Consider the following 14,496-nt stretch of genomic DNA (forward strand, 5'->3'; position numbering starts at 1 on the left):
AATTTATCTATTTAACTTTCCGCTTATTAGTCCTTCAAGATCTAGGCTTGTACAATTAAATCCTAACTTAGAGAAGTATTGAACTAAATCAATAAAATTATATTTCTCAAAAAAATACTTTAAATCATCTTGTGGAATTTCTATTCTTGCAGTTAGCCCTTGACATCTAACCCTAACCTCTGATAAACCACCTTTTTTGAGATATGCTTCTGCCTTCTCAACCATTTTAAGCCTATAACTTGTTATTTCATTGCCATAAGGAAATCTAGATGACAAGCAAGGCTGGGCAGGTTTATCCCACCAAGGAAAACCTAATGCTCTTGATATATCCCTGATATCTTTTTTTGAGAAATTAAATTTTGCAAGGGGTGACACAACACCAGCTTCTTTTGCTGCTTGTATACCTGGCCTGTAGTCTTTAAGATCATCCAGATTTACTCCATCTAAAACAAACTTGAAATTAAGATTATTGGATAAATAGGTTGTATGTTTGTGGAGCTCTTTTTTACATGCAAAGCATCTATCTTTTGGATTTTCACGGTAACTTGATTGTTCTAATTCTGATGTTTTAACTTCCAGATGCTTCACTCCAATCCATTTTGCTTGACTTCTTGCTTCTTCACGTAGCGTACTGGCTAATGCAGGAGAAATTCCAGTAATTGCTATAGCTTTCTCACCTAATTGCTCGAATGCTAATGATGCTACTAATGTACTGTCTACTCCACCTGAATAAGCAATACATACACTATCAAGACTCTTAATGTATCTTCTAATTGTATAAAGCTTTTCACTTTGTTCATCAGAGAGGGTTTCTAGTTGATTGAACATGCTAATTACTTTAAAATTTAAATTACATATGAATAGGTTGAATTTATTATTAAATTTTTAATAATATTCTTAACTATATCCTAGATTAAATTTGTTTACATTATTCAATTGACGAATACAAGTAGAAATAAAGGAATTGGAATTGTCACAGCAAGTGATAGTCAAGAACGATCAATAGGCCAACTACATATTTATGATGGAGAAGGTAAGGGCAAAAGTCAGGCTGCTTTGGGTGTTGTGCTCAGGACAATAGGATTAGGAATATGCGAAAAAAGACAGTCCAGAGTTTTACTTCTTAGATTTTTAAAAGGTCCTGAGAGGTCATATGATGAGGATTCAGCGATAGAAGCATTACAAAGAGGATTCCCTCACTTAATTGACCATGTACGGACAGGAAGATCTGAATTCTTTAATGCTGACCAAGTAACAAGGTTTGACATTGGTGAGGCTGAAAGAGGCTGGAATATTGCTAAAGGAGCAATTGCAAGTTCTCTTTATTCTGTTGTTGTACTAGACGAGTTGAATCCAGTCCTTGATTTGGGAATGCTTGATATTAAGGAGGTAGTTAATTCTCTTCAAAATCGTCCTGATGGACTGGAAATAATTATTACCGGAAGGGCAGCTCCCCCTTCTTTGGTCAGAATTTCGCAACTCCACTCAGAAATGAGACCGCGTTCAATAGGAGACCTATCAAAAATTACTAGACAAAGTAAATTTACAGGTGGAATTGAGATCTATACAGGTGAAGGAAAAGGAAAATCTACAAGTGCTCTTGGTAAAGCTCTTCAAGCTATTGGTAAAGGAATATCCCAAGATAAGAGTCATAGAGTTTTAATATTACAGTGGTTAAAAGGCGGAAATGGTTATACCGAAGATGCAGCAATAGAGGCTTTGAGAGAAAGTTACCCACATTTGGTAGATCATTTGCGCTCAGGGCGAGATGCGATCGTTTGGAGAGGTCAGCAACAACCAATTGATTATGTTGAGGCTGAAAGAGCATGGGAAATTGCTAAGGCCGCTATTTTGAGTGGTCTTTATAAGACGATTATTTTAGATGAATTGAATCCAACTGTTGATTTAGAACTGTTACCTGTCGAGTCAATACATCAAACGCTTTTAAGAAAACCAGCAGAAACAGAAGTTGTTATTACAGGGAGATGTAAGAATGAACCTTCATACTTTGAACTCGCGGATATTTACTCTGAAATGGTCTGTCATAAACATTACGCAAATGTTGGGGTTGACTTGAAAAAAGGCGTGGATTACTAAATACCTTAGAGATTATTAATTTAATAGTATTTTTTTACTTTTTCAATGCCACCTTCAATTGATCTAGATTGGATTTTGAATTTAGACAAAATTTCTGAAGCTTTTTCAGAACGTTTTCCCGATTTACATATTATGAAAATCTCTTTAGTTAAGCTTTCTTTTTGAATAAATTCTAAGTCAAATTTTTGGTCCAGATGACTTAGTGGAATTGATATCGAACCCTCTATTGCTGATGTAGAAAATTCTTCAGTTTCCCTTACATCAATTAAAAGAATTTTGTTGGGTTTTTCTTTATATAAGCTGTAAAAATCATTAGCATTGATTCTGTTGATTTCGTTATTCTTATCAGGACATTTATCTTCGCAATAAAAGTCCACAAACTCAGAAAGATTTTTTATTCGCTTATTTACTGGAGAACTTTTTAGTTGTAATTTTTTCATATTCATATTCAAGAGATCAAAAACCAAAATTTTTCCATCTAAAATATCACCTTTTTTTAAAATAATTTTGATAATCTCATTGACTTGAAGGATTCCTATTAAACCTGTTGAAACACCCACAACCCCATATTCTGCACAACTTGGGACAGCATTTTTTGAAGGTGATTCTGGAAGCAAGTCCCTTAAATTAGGACTTTTCTTATGTAAGTTAAAAACACTAACTTGACCTTCAAAGCCTTGTACACTCCCAAATACTATGGGTTTATTCAGTATTAGGCATGCATCATTTATTAAGTATCTAGTGCCAAAGTTATCCGAGCAATCACAAATAATATCAAATTCCTGAATTATTTCTAGAACATTATTAGGATTAATTCTCTCAGCAAATGTCAATAATTCAGAATTAGGATTAAATTTTTTTATTCTTTCTTGGGCAGAATGTACTTTAAGATTGCCAATAGTATTTGTTTCATGAATTATCTGTCTTTGAAGATTAGATTTTTCTACGTAATCGTTATCTACTATCCCAATCTTTCCAATTCCTGTTGCCGCTAGATAAAGCAAAACGGGAGAACCAAGCCCACCTGCTCCAATACATAATACTGAGCTGTTTTTTAGATTTAGTTGTCCCTCATAGCCAATTTCTTTGAGGGTTAAATGTTTTTGATATCTTTCTTGTTCATCTGTATTTAAAAAATTAAATTTGATATCTTTTGAGACAGTCATTTTTAATTTCGTTAAATAATCCTTTGAAGATATGATAATTAAAATAAAAAAAATTAACCTTTTTCAAGTTTGTTATCAGTGGGATTTATTAATATTTTTGTTATGACAAGATAATATTGGAAGTTAATTATAAATAAAATTTCTTCAATAATATCTTCAAAATTCATTTATACCAATAGAACAAAAAAATACAAAATGTGTCGGTTCGGAATTACACATGAAAAAAAACTAGCAAATATACGTTTTTTCCGTTATTGTCTGGACATTATATTGAGATTACCGATTTCATGAGTGATAATACACCAGAGTCAAATCAAGTCTCCGGCTCCGCTACAAGCTCAGAAACTAAAAGCTTTTCAGAAAAGTACTCCGATACTATGGGAAAAATCAATGAGACCCTTGGTAAAGTTGATTGGACTCAAATGGGGAAATATGGCAAAGCAGCAGGCATAATTGCTGTTGTCGTAATAGCTCAAATAATAATTAAAGTTATTATTGACACAATAAACTTTTTCCCAATTCTCCCAGGATTATTAGAACTTCTTGGAGTAATTGTTGTAGGACAATGGAGTTGGCAGAACCTACGCACCAGTGAAAATCGAGAAGCTGTTATAGATAAAGTTCAAAATCTTAAAAAGACATATTTAGGATAGTAGAAAATTAAAAATTGATTATAGTTTTTACGTAATCTTCAACTTGACAAAAATATGATCCTCCAAACATGTTGGCATGATTCAATATGTGATAAAAGTTGTATATAATAATTCTTTTTTCGAACCCCTCTCTGATAGGAAAAATTTTATGATATTCTTCGTAAAATTCTTTTCTAAACCCTCCAAATAATCTTGTCATCGCTATATCAACTTCATTATCTGCCCACCAAGATGCTGGGTCAAATATAACTCCCTTCCCACTTTTATCAACTCCTATATTCCCTGACCATAAATCACCATGTATAAGAGAATTTATTGGTTTATGCTTAATTAATTCTGTTCTAATTTTCTCTTTAACTTTATTTATTGTCTCTTTATCTATAGTATTTGATTTAAGATTTGATAATTGCGGTATAATCCGTAAGTTTAAAAAACAATCTGTCCAATTATTTCTCCAGCCTTTCTTTTGATCTGTTAATCCTATAAAACCCTCAACCGGATACCCAAAATTCTTTTGATTAGACTCAGTTGAATTTAGGTGCATTTCTCCCAAACCTTTTCCAAGCTTTTTCTGATCAAAATTGTTCATATCTATCCAATCCATTAAAAGAATTTCTGTATTTCTACATTTTTTAAATGCAATAACTTCAGGAACAATTAAGATTTCTTGATTAATATATTCCCTCAAATTTTGAAGACAATATTTTTCAAATTCAAGAAAGTTTCTCTTCCTATCGTTTCTTTTAAGAAATACTTTTTTACTAGTAAATTCAATTTTCCATGCACTATGGATATCCCCCCCATGAACTTGTTCTATACTTTTTGGATAAGGTTCACCTAATTCATCACAAATTTCGCTAATTTCAATAAGGGATAATTTTTGCATTTTTAATGAGCAATTCAGAAGTTATTGTTGTGGGCGCTGGTATAGCAGGACTAACTTCTGCAGCAATTTTATCAAAGCAAGGCTTATCAGTTACTTTAATAGAATCTCATACGCAATCAGGCGGATGTGCAGGCACTTTTAAAAGAAAGAATTATATTTTTGACGTTGGTGCAACCCAGGTTGCGGGTTTAGAGAAAGCAGGAATACATTCAAAAATTTTTGATTTTTTAGATATTCCACCTCCTGAAGCAACTATTTTAGACCCTGCTTGCATTGTTGATTTAAAGGATGGTTTGAAGCCAATATCTATTTGGTATGAAAAAAGTAAATGGATTGCTGAACAAGAAATGCAGTTTCCTGGAACTAGTAGATTTTGGAATCTTTGTGCCCTAATACATCAAAGTAATTGGATATTTGCTAATAATAATCCAGTATTGCCAATTAGTAATTTTTGGGATTTTTCTCAACTTCTTAAAGCAATTGTTCCTTCAAACCTTCTCACAGGAATCTTACTTAAATCTACTATTTATGATTTATTACGTATATGTGGATTATCCAAGAACGAGCGCTTGATTAAATTCTTAAATCTTCAACTTAAACTTTACTCTCAAGAGGATATCTACAATACTGCAGCATTGTATGGATCTACTGTTCTACAGATGTGTCAACAGCCTCATGGTCTTTGGCATCTTAAGAAATCTATGCAGTCTTTAAGTGAAGCATTAGAAATTTCATTAAAAAAAACTGGTGTTAATCTAATTTTTGGCCAAAAAGTGAACTCTATAAATTTTGATGATGTTAATCAGTGTTGGACATTATCTGCTAATTCGAAAAAAAATTCTTTTGTCTATCAAGCAAAAGATTTGGTTTATACCGCGCCACCTCAATCTTTGCTGCAGCAATTGAAGGGACCGTTAATTAGACAACAAACTTATAAAAATCGACTTACTAATTTGCCTGATCCAAGTGGAGCTGTAGTTTTTTATTCGGCTTTAAAAAAGGAACATATAAAAAAAATTTCCTCTAATCATTATCAATTTGTTTCTCATGAATTTGGTTCGTTATTTGTCTCAATTAGCGAAGATGGTGATGGGAGAGCACCAAAAGGTGAAGTTACTTTAATAGCCAGTATTTTTACTAAGACAAAAGATTGGTTTGAACTAGATAAACAAAATTACTTAAATAAAAAAAGGGATTTTATGGAAAAAATATCTCATGAATTGGAAAGCCAATTTAATATTATTCCTGAAAATTGGTTGCATAGGGAATTAGCAACTCCATTAGGGTTTGAAAAATGGACAAATAGACCTAATGGAATAGTTGGCGGGCTTGGTCAAAATCCAGATATTTTCGGTTTATTTGGATTATCAAGTAGGACTCCTTTTGAAGGTTTATGGCTTTGTGGAGATTCTATTTATCCAGGAGAGGGAACTGCAGGTGTTAGTCAATCTGCGTTAATGGTCTCCAGGCAAATTTTAGCTTCTAAAGGCAGAAAAAATTTTAATTTATAAAATCTTTTCTGATTTCTTTTGCCTCAGAAAGTTTTTTAGAAAGTAATTCCCGATTATTTTCTTTTATAAGCAACTCCAATGCATTCAGTTTATTTTTAAAATTATTAATGGCCTTTAAAACATTTATTTGATTATTCATAGCTAAATCTACGCCTAGTTCTTCATTACCTCCCCCAACTCTCGAAGTGTCAGCAAATCCAGTAGCCGCCAATTTTTGTGAGAGATCTAATAAAGATTGGTTATTTTGCGTATGTGCAGTTTCAATTAAGGCAGAAGCTAAAAATATAGGCAAATGAGAAATTAGAGATACTGCTTCATCATGCTCTTTTGGTGAAGCTTGGCAAATTTCACAATCCATCGATTTTATAAGTTCGGAAATAATTCTTAATGCACTTAAATTACTTTTTTGTGTGGGGGTGATAACCCACTTTGCATTTTTAAAAAGACCTTCAAAACCAGAATCAACTCCCTTCTTTTCTGTTCCAGCCATTGGATGTGATCCAATAAAAAGAGGATGTAAATTTTCCCACTTACTTACTATTGCTTCTTTAACAGAGCCTACATCAGTTATTATTGCTTCTCTTGGTATTGATGATATTAATTGTTGAGATGGACTAATCAAATCTTTGATAGGCAAAGCTAAAATTATAAGCTCACATTCTTTTAATAAGTTCAGATCGCGACTGACAAAATTTGCAAGTCCCTTTTCTTTAGCTTTTTTTTCATTAAGTTCATTATTTGCTATTCCATAAGTTGTATGGTTTAGACTTTGGAGTTTTAATCCTAATGATCCGCCAATTAAACCTAATCCTACTATTCCAATTTTCATGGATTTATTTATTAGAGACTTCCTTATATTGATACCAATTTTTTGTATATTAGGTGCATAAATTTTTTATATATTTGGAATTATATCAATTATAAATGCTTGAAATTTTAAGTCATCAATATTTGAAAAACTTTCTGAGAGAAAAAAGTATTAATTGGGAACACATATATTCTTTTGGGAGAATACTTTCTAAGTGTATTGAAAATAATTCTACATATCTAATTAATTCAGAAATTTTTTCAACTCATGATTGGTTACCCCCAGTTTTGATTTCTCTATTTTTAAAAGAAGAAAATTCTACTTTTATTTTATCTGAAAAAAAAATTCAATTTATCAGAGAGTGTCTGATTAATTCATTTAAAAATAAAGGTTTGAATTTTATTTTCAAAAATGATCAAATCATATTCGCTGGTCATAATGTTCGCATAATAACAATCCAAGATTTACTTAAAGATCTCAATTCTTTTAATCTTAGAAATCATCGAATAGTTTATTCTGGAGTTGAGAATATAAAACAAGATTTAGAAAATCATTTTAGGATTTCTTTAGAAAAAAAAGACTGGACAAAAAATCTTAAGGAATTTGAATCCATCAATCAAAAAAATGTTAATGTTTATGACTCTATGAAGAAAAAGTTCTCTATGAGAAGGGGATTAGGAAATTGTTATATCAATCTAGATGAGAAAGAAATAAGTTTTTTTTCAACTTTTTTTCAAGAAAATTCTTCTTTCTCTGATAAATTCTTAAGCATTAACAAAGCTTTATCTCAGGGTTGGGCATGCTGGGTAAAATTAAGTGATGAAAATTTAGATTGGAATTTGTATTTGCAGCCAATAGATGAACTTTCTCAAATAAAGGAATTTTTTTCAAACAATAAATTTGTTTTCTTATCAAGTTTAAGAAAAGACAATTTTTTCCAAATGTATCTCAAAAGGCATAGCTTATATATTGACTTGGTTGTTAATTTTAAAAGTAATTTTAAAGAGAAAAAGATTTTATTATATTTACCTTCTAAACAGGTGCTTCCTAATAACCCACTTTTTACAAATTCAATCTTAGATAAATGTAAAAGGCTAATACTTTTTAGAAAGGGTTTAACTTTAGTTTTGTCTGACGATATTGATTTGAAAACTAACCTGGCTACAGAGTTAGCTTCTAACTACGGTAAGAGGGTCTCTTTGGAAACAATTCCTTCTCGCAGTAATGAAATTCTTTGTTCTAGTTACGATTGGTGGATTACGAATTCTTATTTAACTCAAATTCCAGAACAAATTATTGTTCCTCTACTGCCTATTCCTAATATGTCAGAACCAATTAATGCGATTACAGTATCTCATAATAAAAAACTCTCTCAAGATTGGTTTCGAGACTTTCTTCTCCCTCAAGCAAGATTAAAACTAGAAAGATCAATTTCACCGTTAAGAAGAAATTCTGGTAAATTAATAATATTAGATGGAAGAGCAAATAAAAGAAATTGGGGAAGATTACTTTTGCAAAGCATCCAACCCTCAAAAAAAATTTATTATATGCTACCTTTTGATTAAGGTACGATTTTGTAAATTACCAAATAAATATGGGAGAAGCAAAAAGACGAAAAACACTTGGTTTACCTCCAAAACAAAATAATACTAAAACTAAATTTGATGATTCCCCAAGATTATTTCAATGGCTTCCTTTAACAATTAATCAGCGAGATAAACTTATTAAATTAAGTATCAAAGCTAGTTGGTTTGGAATAGGAGGGTTAGTGATTTTATGGATTATAGTCAGATTTATTGGTCCTTCAGTTGGGTGGTGGACTTTGGCTGATTCTCTATAAAACTAAGCAACTGTTTTTATATCATTAACACCGATCGTATTAGCAGCATTACTATTTAGGGCTTTCATTGAATTAGAGCTTACTTCTGTCCCTTCTGTTAATTTATCCTTAACCATAGATTCAACTTTATTTCTGATGTCTAAATTTTGATCAAGCCAAATAATTGTATTATCTCTTCCTTGACCAATATTTTCTCCTTCATAGCTATACCAAGCCCCTCTCCTTATTATTATATTAGTCTCCTCTGCTAAATCTAATAAGCATCCAGTTGTACTAATACCTTTTCCGAAGAGAATATCAAACTCTGCAATTCTAAATGGTGGCGCAACTTTGTTTTTTGCTACTTTCACTTTCGCTCTTATGCCGTATTCTTCTGTACCTCTTTTAAGTGTTTGAATTCTTCTGATATCAAGCCTCACTGAGGCATAAAATTTTAATGCATTACCTCCTGTGGTTGTTTCGGGATTTCCGTATGTAACGCCAATTTTTAATCGTAATTGATTCAGAAATATTACTGTACATCCTGATTTGCCGATATTTCCGGTTATTTTTCTCATAGCTTGACTCATTAGCCTTGCTTGGCTTCCAATGACGTGATCTCCCATTTCGCCTTCTATTTCCGCTCTAGGAGTTAGTGCTGCTACTGAGTCAACAACGACGAGGTCTACAGCACTTGATCTTATAAGCTGGTCAACGATCTCTAGAGCCATTTCTCCAGTGTCTGGTTGTGAAACTAATAAGTTTTCAACATCAACTCCTAAGGAGGCTGCATAAACTGGATCCAGTGCATGCTCAGCATCTACAAATGCAGCTACTCCTCCATTTTTTTGGACCTCTGCAATTGCGTGAAGCGTTAACGTAGTCTTTCCTGAGCTTTCTGGCCCGTAAACTTCTACTACCCTTCCTTTTGGATATCCTCCTCCTAATGCTAAATCTAAGGTGAGAGCTCCAGTAGATATTGTTTCTACTTTCATTCTTGAAGCGTCACCAAGTCTCATTATTGAACCACGTCCAAAATTTCTTTCTATTTGACCTAAGACGAGACTTAATGCCTTGTCTTTTTCTTTTGATTCAATTTTTTTCTTTTCTTCAAGACTCATTGTTTGACTTATCAATTAAAATTCTTGTAATTATTTTATATTTGGATAAATTTTTTTAAACCCAACTTCATAATTACAAGTTATAGTACATCCGTACTCTAACTGATGATCTTTAAATTGCAACTAATTTCTTTAGATTGCCTAATTTTAATAATTTTATCCCTTTATTAAGATCATATCTATCTGATTCTTTTAGATATCCCCAATCAGCTAGAAAACAAGGAATATAGGAAGTTTCTGAATTCTCCTTGATATCAATTAGAGTTTTTTTTCTATCTTCTATGAAGCCTATGATTTCATAATTTTGACTAAGATCTTCTGCTATTTTTATTTTTGTCCCGGATTCATAACCAAATATAAATTCTGGAAAAATATTTAATTCTTTAAGAATTTTTTCAGCAAATACTTTTCCTTTTGTGGTTATTATTCCGGTTTTTATTTCTTTTTTATTTAATTCTTCCATAAAATTTATAACTTCAAAAAATGGATTGTGTAAATTCACCCACTTCTTAAAATCTTTTTCAATTTGGTACTTCCGAGACTTATCTAAAATTTTCTGTAAATCTTCTGCGATCCAACAATTATCTTTTAATATTCTCTGACAATTTTGATGATATTTATTGACGTAATCAACTTTATTAAAATTGTTTAATGGATTTTCTTTTTTTATAATTTCGTGAACTATTACAACCATTTCCCAACCGTATTTAACCCAAGGTCTAACTTCTATGAAAGTATTTGGTATCTTTTTATAAAGTTTTTGATCAACTTGGATGTTTGGTGAATTTAAATATTTTTCACAGGCTAATAAAGAGCTATGCCAATATTCATTCATTCCATCAACTATGACTCCATCAAAATCAAATAAAAATACTTTTTGATCAGACACTAATTGAATGTTAGGACTGGGCCGCTAGGATTCGAACCTAGGAATGTCGAGACCAAAACCCGATGCCTTACCACTTGGCGACGGCCCATTGATCTTTTAGTTTAATACATGAAAAGATTTTTTTCTATCAAAAAAATACAAAGTTTTTATAAACAATGAGCAGGTATTAAAAAAGAAAAATATTATTTGAATTGGTTAGATTTCCATGGCTCTAGGAATTTATGAGCTTTTTTGATTGCAATAGCCATCCTTTCAGGATCCTCGTAGAGTTTTTTATTATTTTTGTGAGCAAATTCAATAAGGGGCTGCATAATTTTTCTTGCAGAACTTCCAAATGCTATTCCATCTGGAAGATGATTTGATTTCAAAAATTCATGAGTCTTTTCATTTGTTCCCCCTGCTAATTGAATTAATCCTGGTGGAAGATCTGAACCGATTCTTTCAAACAACTTAACTGCATCTCTACTAGTATTTCGAGAGAGATCGCCCGACATTGGCCTTCCATCTAGTTGCCAAATAAGGGGAATATTTAGATCATTAAGAACTTCATATCTTTCCCAAAGAGCTTTCAAAAGATCTTTGGGTCCATGCGATTTTGTTTCCGATTGATTTAATCCGCAGCTGATAGATATCTTTTTTAGTTTTGTTTTAGAATTTTTAAGGATATCTGCAACTTTTACAAAAGCATCTATGCGATTTATTTCTGTATGAATCTCTACTGCATCAGGCTTTATTTTTTTAAGTTTTGATGCTAAATCATGTTTTGACAAATTATATTCATATTCACTAATAAGATTTAACGGACAACTATTGATACATCTTCCACACCCATAACATTTACTCTCTTTGATCCCAAAATTATCTATTGCAAAGGTGGGGCAAACTTTTTCGCACGGTCTAGGACAATGGGGTGGGCAACTCGTTGGATCAAATTTTGCTTTACGAAAGTGGATATCATTACCATCACTAATGCTTATCATTAATCCGGGAGAGTTTTGAAATAATTCTTTTGCCCACTCGATTCCTTTTTTTGCAGCATGAACTATAGATTCTTCAGCTGCAACATCTATGTAATCGACTCCAGCTGCAGTATAAATTGCACATAAGTCTTCAATAGCAACAATATCTTCATTACTGGCGCCACAAATTAATTTAATCCATTTATTTTTTTTATTTTTAGTTTTAATCAAAAAATTTAACTTTAAAATTCATCCAAAATATAATTATTTAATGACTTCCATTCAAGTTTCCTTGCCCCCCCCATTTCAACAACAATTTTTAGTTTATTGTCTTTAGTACAAATTTCTATTAGGCTCTCTAATTCAGATTGAGACAATACTTGCCCCTCTAACAACCAAAGTAGTTTATGTTTATCATTTTCATTAAATAATTCTGAAGCCTGTGGGATAACTTGTTGAACTTCTCCGAGAGCTCCGTTTCTTCCTACACTTTGGTGCCCAAGGTGAGGTGGCCTAATTCCATGCAATTTTAGTAGAAAGACTTCAGGATCTCCAAGCCCTCTGGCGGAGGTTATAAACGTTTTAAAACCCTTAGCCCTCATTCTTCTCAAAAGACGAGTTTCATAACCACCCTCAAGAGGTGCAAAAATTGCGAGACATTTGTTCGTTTTTAAATCGCTATGAAATTTCTTTCCTGTGAGCAGTAATGGCATAAAAACTTTTTTTATTTGTATTGTATTTATTTTATGGTACTTGATGATGTACAATTGTGATTCAGTGAATTTTTTTAAGCTCTTAAGCTAGCCGAGCCTCTACAAAATTTCACATTTTTAGCGTTTCGTTAAAAAAATTCAGGTGGGTTTGACCCAAGGGAAACTATCTTAATTTTAGAAAAGTCTCAACCTAATTAATAGTTTTTTTGTTAACTTAACCTCTCAAACTAAAAAGGCCCAGTTAATTGAAAAATCATTACAAGCTAGCAAATTTAGTTTTATGTCTATTGGAATTTTAGGAAAGAAATTGGGCATGTCCCAACTTTTCGACGATAAAGGTAACGCAGTACCAGTTACTCTCATCGAGGCAGGACCATGCCGCGTCACTCAATTGAAAACAGTAGCTTTGGATGGTTATACTGCCGTCCAGATAGGTTATGGTTCGTCAAAAGATAAGCATATTAGTAAGCCTGAGAAAGGCCATTTATTAAAGTCAGGGGTAGAACTCCTTAAGCATCTAAAAGAATACAGAGTTGAAGAAAGTTCATCCTATGAAATTGGAAATCAAATAACCGTAAAAAACTTTGAAGTTGGCCAAAAAGTTGATATCAGTGGGAAATCAATGGGCAGAGGTTTTGCTGGTTACCAGAAAAGACATGGTTTTAGCAGAGGTCCTATGAGTCATGGTTCAAAAAATCATAGAGCACCTGGATCTACAGGGGCAGGTACAACTCCAGGCAGAATTTATCCTGGAAAAAGAATGGCAGGAAGATATGGAGGAAAACAGATTACTACTAAAGGTTTATTAGTTCTAAAAATTGATGATCAGAAAAACTTGCTTGTAGTAAAGGGTTCTGTCCCAGGTAAGCCTGGCTCAATTGTCAATATTAAGCCAAACAATGTTGTAGGCAAAAAAGGAGGTGAAAAATCATGACAACACTTGAAACTCTTAAGTGGGATGGTAAAAAATCCGGCAAAGTTACTATTGATTTAGCAGTTGCTAAAGAAACTTCTTCGGCAGATTTAATCCATAGAGCGGTTCTTAGGCAACTAGCTAATAAAAGACAGGGTACTGCATCAACTTTGACAAGATCTGAAGTGCGTGGGGGAGGTAGAAAGCCATACAAACAGAAAGGTACAGGAAGAGCTCGTCAAGGATCAATAAGGACACCTTTAAGACCTGGTGGCGGTATTATTTTTGGACCGAAGCCGCGTTCTTACAATCTTGATATGAATCGTAAGGAACGTAGATTAGCTCTAAGAACGGCACTTATGTCCAGAGTATCTGATATAAAGGCTGTTGAAGATTTTGGATCTACTCTAAAGAAGCCTAAAACAAGTGATATCATCAATGGCCTTGCTCGATTAGGTATACAAAAAACTGAAAAAGTTTTGGTTATTCTTGATAGTCCATCCGATGTTATAAAAAAATCCATTAATAATATTGAAAAAGTTAAATTAATCGCCGCCGATCAATTAAATGTATTTGATATTCTTAATGCTAATAAATTGGTAATAGGTCAATCAGCAATAGATAAAATTCAGGAGGTTTATGCATCATGAGTAAATTATTTGATTCTCGTTTAGCTGATGTAATACGGAAGCCAGTTATTACTGAGAAAGCTACAAATGCACTGGATCTTAATCAATATACTTTTGAAGTAGATCATAGAGCTGCAAAACCACAAATCAAGGCAGCTATTGAAGCCTTGTTCAGTGTTAAAGTCATAGGAGTTAACACTATGAATCCTCCTAGGAGAACAAGAAGAGTCGGGAAATTTTCCGGTAAACGTTCTCAGGTCAAGAAAGCAATTGTACGTCTTGCTGAAGGAGACAAAATCCAACTATTTCCAGAATCTTAAGGAGTTTTAATC

Annotated in this window: 16 protein-coding genes and 1 tRNA gene; 8 read left to right on the plus strand and 9 right to left on the minus strand. The window is 32.6% G+C overall.

Features of this window, described 5'->3' with window-relative positions; translation table 11 throughout:
- Positions 1 to 3: 3 nt before the first annotated feature.
- The gene (gene larE, locus JJ847_03165) at positions 4 to 828 is read right to left on the minus strand and encodes an ATP-dependent sacrificial sulfur transferase LarE (protein ID MBO6959883.1); all 825 of its coding nucleotides are present in this window, start codon (positions 826 to 828) and stop codon (positions 4 to 6) included.
- Positions 829 to 936: 108 nt separating this feature from the next.
- Here larE and JJ847_03170 point away from each other — a divergent pair, with 108 nt between their 5' ends.
- A complete protein-coding gene (locus JJ847_03170) occupies positions 937 to 2,097 on the plus strand; it encodes a cob(I)yrinic acid a,c-diamide adenosyltransferase (protein ID MBO6959884.1) in 1,161 nt (386 codons plus the stop codon).
- Positions 2,098 to 2,117: 20 nt separating this feature from the next.
- Here JJ847_03170 and JJ847_03175 read toward each other — a convergent pair whose 3' ends face one another.
- Positions 2,118 to 3,263, minus strand: a complete 1,146-nt coding sequence (locus JJ847_03175) for a ThiF family adenylyltransferase (protein ID MBO6959885.1) — start codon at positions 3,261 to 3,263, stop codon at positions 2,118 to 2,120.
- 287 nt (positions 3,264 to 3,550) lie between these two features.
- Here JJ847_03175 and JJ847_03180 point away from each other — a divergent pair, with 287 nt between their 5' ends.
- Positions 3,551 to 3,916 carry a CAAD domain-containing protein gene (locus JJ847_03180; protein MBO6959886.1) on the plus strand — a complete coding sequence of 122 codons (366 nt, stop codon included), beginning with the start codon at positions 3,551 to 3,553 and terminating at the stop codon, positions 3,914 to 3,916.
- 7 nt (positions 3,917 to 3,923) lie between these two features.
- On the opposite strand, the gene JJ847_03185 is transcribed toward JJ847_03180, so the two are convergent.
- Entirely contained in the window at positions 3,924 to 4,802 is an 879-nt protein-coding gene (locus JJ847_03185; protein ID MBO6959887.1) for a fructosamine kinase family protein, read from the minus strand.
- 5 nt (positions 4,803 to 4,807) lie between these two features.
- Between JJ847_03185 and crtD the strand changes: the two genes are divergently transcribed.
- Positions 4,808 to 6,313, plus strand: a complete 1,506-nt coding sequence (gene crtD, locus JJ847_03190) for a C-3',4' desaturase CrtD (protein MBO6959888.1) — start codon at positions 4,808 to 4,810, stop codon at positions 6,311 to 6,313.
- Here the strand turns inward: crtD and JJ847_03195 are convergent.
- Complete coding sequence (locus JJ847_03195) at positions 6,303 to 7,142, minus strand: prephenate/arogenate dehydrogenase (protein ID MBO6959889.1); 840 nt, start codon at positions 7,140 to 7,142, stop codon at positions 6,303 to 6,305. The two genes, crtD and JJ847_03195, sit on opposite strands and share 11 nt — an antisense overlap.
- 95 nt (positions 7,143 to 7,237) lie before the next feature.
- Between JJ847_03195 and JJ847_03200 the strand changes: the two genes are divergently transcribed.
- Entirely contained in the window at positions 7,238 to 8,686 is a 1,449-nt protein-coding gene (locus tag JJ847_03200; GenBank protein MBO6959890.1) for a DNA helicase, read from the plus strand.
- 29 nt (positions 8,687 to 8,715) lie between these two features.
- Positions 8,716 to 8,961, plus strand: coding sequence for a DUF2839 domain-containing protein (locus JJ847_03205; protein ID MBO6959891.1), 246 nt, complete (start codon positions 8,716 to 8,718; stop codon positions 8,959 to 8,961).
- Positions 8,962 to 8,963: 2 nt separating this feature from the next.
- Here the strand turns inward: JJ847_03205 and recA are convergent, their stop codons facing one another.
- The 5 genes from recA to JJ847_03230 form a co-directional block, all read right to left on the minus strand.
- Positions 8,964 to 10,061 (minus strand): recombinase RecA, encoded by a 1,098-nt coding sequence (gene recA, locus JJ847_03210; protein ID MBO6959892.1) that lies wholly within the window; start codon positions 10,059 to 10,061, stop codon positions 8,964 to 8,966.
- A gap of 112 nt (positions 10,062 to 10,173) precedes the next feature.
- Complete coding sequence (locus tag JJ847_03215; protein MBO6959893.1) at positions 10,174 to 10,950, minus strand: HAD family hydrolase; 777 nt, start codon at positions 10,948 to 10,950, stop codon at positions 10,174 to 10,176.
- A 16-nt stretch (positions 10,951 to 10,966) separates the two neighbouring features.
- Positions 10,967 to 11,038 (minus strand) — tRNA-Gln (locus JJ847_03220).
- Positions 11,039 to 11,132: 94 nt separating this feature from the next.
- Positions 11,133 to 12,140 (minus strand): 4Fe-4S binding protein, encoded by a 1,008-nt coding sequence (locus tag JJ847_03225; GenBank protein MBO6959894.1) that lies wholly within the window; start codon positions 12,138 to 12,140, stop codon positions 11,133 to 11,135.
- Between the two features lie 11 nt (positions 12,141 to 12,151).
- On the minus strand, positions 12,152 to 12,622 hold the full coding sequence (locus JJ847_03230; protein MBO6959895.1) for an NAD(P)H-quinone oxidoreductase subunit N: 471 nt from the start codon (positions 12,620 to 12,622) through the stop codon (positions 12,152 to 12,154).
- Between the two features lie 280 nt (positions 12,623 to 12,902).
- On the opposite strand from JJ847_03230, the gene JJ847_03235 reads away from it, so the two are divergent.
- From JJ847_03235 to JJ847_03245, 3 genes are read left to right on the plus strand one after another with little or no spacing between them, the layout of a single operon-like run.
- Positions 12,903 to 13,556: a 50S ribosomal protein L3 gene (locus tag JJ847_03235; GenBank protein ID MBO6959896.1), complete on the plus strand. Its 654-nt coding sequence runs from the start codon at positions 12,903 to 12,905 to the stop codon at positions 13,554 to 13,556.
- Positions 13,553 to 14,185, plus strand: coding sequence for a 50S ribosomal protein L4 (gene rplD / locus JJ847_03240; protein ID MBO6959897.1), 633 nt, complete (start codon positions 13,553 to 13,555; stop codon positions 14,183 to 14,185). The genes JJ847_03235 and rplD overlap by 4 nt, the downstream gene beginning before the upstream one ends.
- Entirely contained in the window at positions 14,182 to 14,484 is a 303-nt protein-coding gene (locus JJ847_03245) for a 50S ribosomal protein L23 (GenBank protein ID MBO6959898.1), read from the plus strand. The genes rplD and JJ847_03245 overlap by 4 nt, the downstream gene beginning before the upstream one ends.
- Positions 14,485 to 14,496 lie beyond the last annotated feature (12 nt).

This window comes from Prochlorococcus marinus CUG1438 (assembly GCA_017644325.1).
In the GTDB taxonomy this organism is placed as follows: Bacteria; Cyanobacteriota; Cyanobacteriia; order PCC-6307; family Cyanobiaceae; genus Prochlorococcus_A; species Prochlorococcus_A marinus_AA.

What these genes read in the sequence shown, in the direction of transcription:
- larE (MBO6959883.1), bottom strand. Translation starts at nt 828, where the DNA reads ATGTTCAATCAACTAGAAACCCTCTCTGATGAACAAAGTGAAAAGCTT.
- JJ847_03175 (MBO6959885.1), bottom strand. Translation starts at nt 3,263, where the DNA reads ATGACTGTCTCAAAAGATATCAAATTTAATTTTTTAAATACAGATGAA.
- JJ847_03180 (MBO6959886.1), top strand. Translation starts at nt 3,551, where the DNA reads ATGAGTGATAATACACCAGAGTCAAATCAAGTCTCCGGCTCCGCTACA.
- JJ847_03185 (MBO6959887.1), bottom strand. Translation starts at nt 4,802, where the DNA reads ATGCAAAAATTATCCCTTATTGAAATTAGCGAAATTTGTGATGAATTA.
- crtD (MBO6959888.1), top strand. Translation starts at nt 4,808, where the DNA reads ATGAGCAATTCAGAAGTTATTGTTGTGGGCGCTGGTATAGCAGGACTA.
- JJ847_03195 (MBO6959889.1), bottom strand. Translation starts at nt 7,142, where the DNA reads ATGAAAATTGGAATAGTAGGATTAGGTTTAATTGGCGGATCATTAGGA.
- JJ847_03200 (MBO6959890.1), top strand. Translation starts at nt 7,238, where the DNA reads ATGCTTGAAATTTTAAGTCATCAATATTTGAAAAACTTTCTGAGAGAA.
- JJ847_03205 (MBO6959891.1), top strand. Translation starts at nt 8,716, where the DNA reads ATGGGAGAAGCAAAAAGACGAAAAACACTTGGTTTACCTCCAAAACAA.
- recA (MBO6959892.1), bottom strand. Translation starts at nt 10,061, where the DNA reads ATGAGTCTTGAAGAAAAGAAAAAAATTGAATCAAAAGAAAAAGACAAG.
- JJ847_03230 (MBO6959895.1), bottom strand. Translation starts at nt 12,622, where the DNA reads ATGCCATTACTGCTCACAGGAAAGAAATTTCATAGCGATTTAAAAACG.
- JJ847_03235 (MBO6959896.1), top strand. Translation starts at nt 12,903, where the DNA reads ATGTCTATTGGAATTTTAGGAAAGAAATTGGGCATGTCCCAACTTTTC.
- rplD (MBO6959897.1), top strand. Translation starts at nt 13,553, where the DNA reads ATGACAACACTTGAAACTCTTAAGTGGGATGGTAAAAAATCCGGCAAA.
- JJ847_03245 (MBO6959898.1), top strand. Translation starts at nt 14,182, where the DNA reads ATGAGTAAATTATTTGATTCTCGTTTAGCTGATGTAATACGGAAGCCA.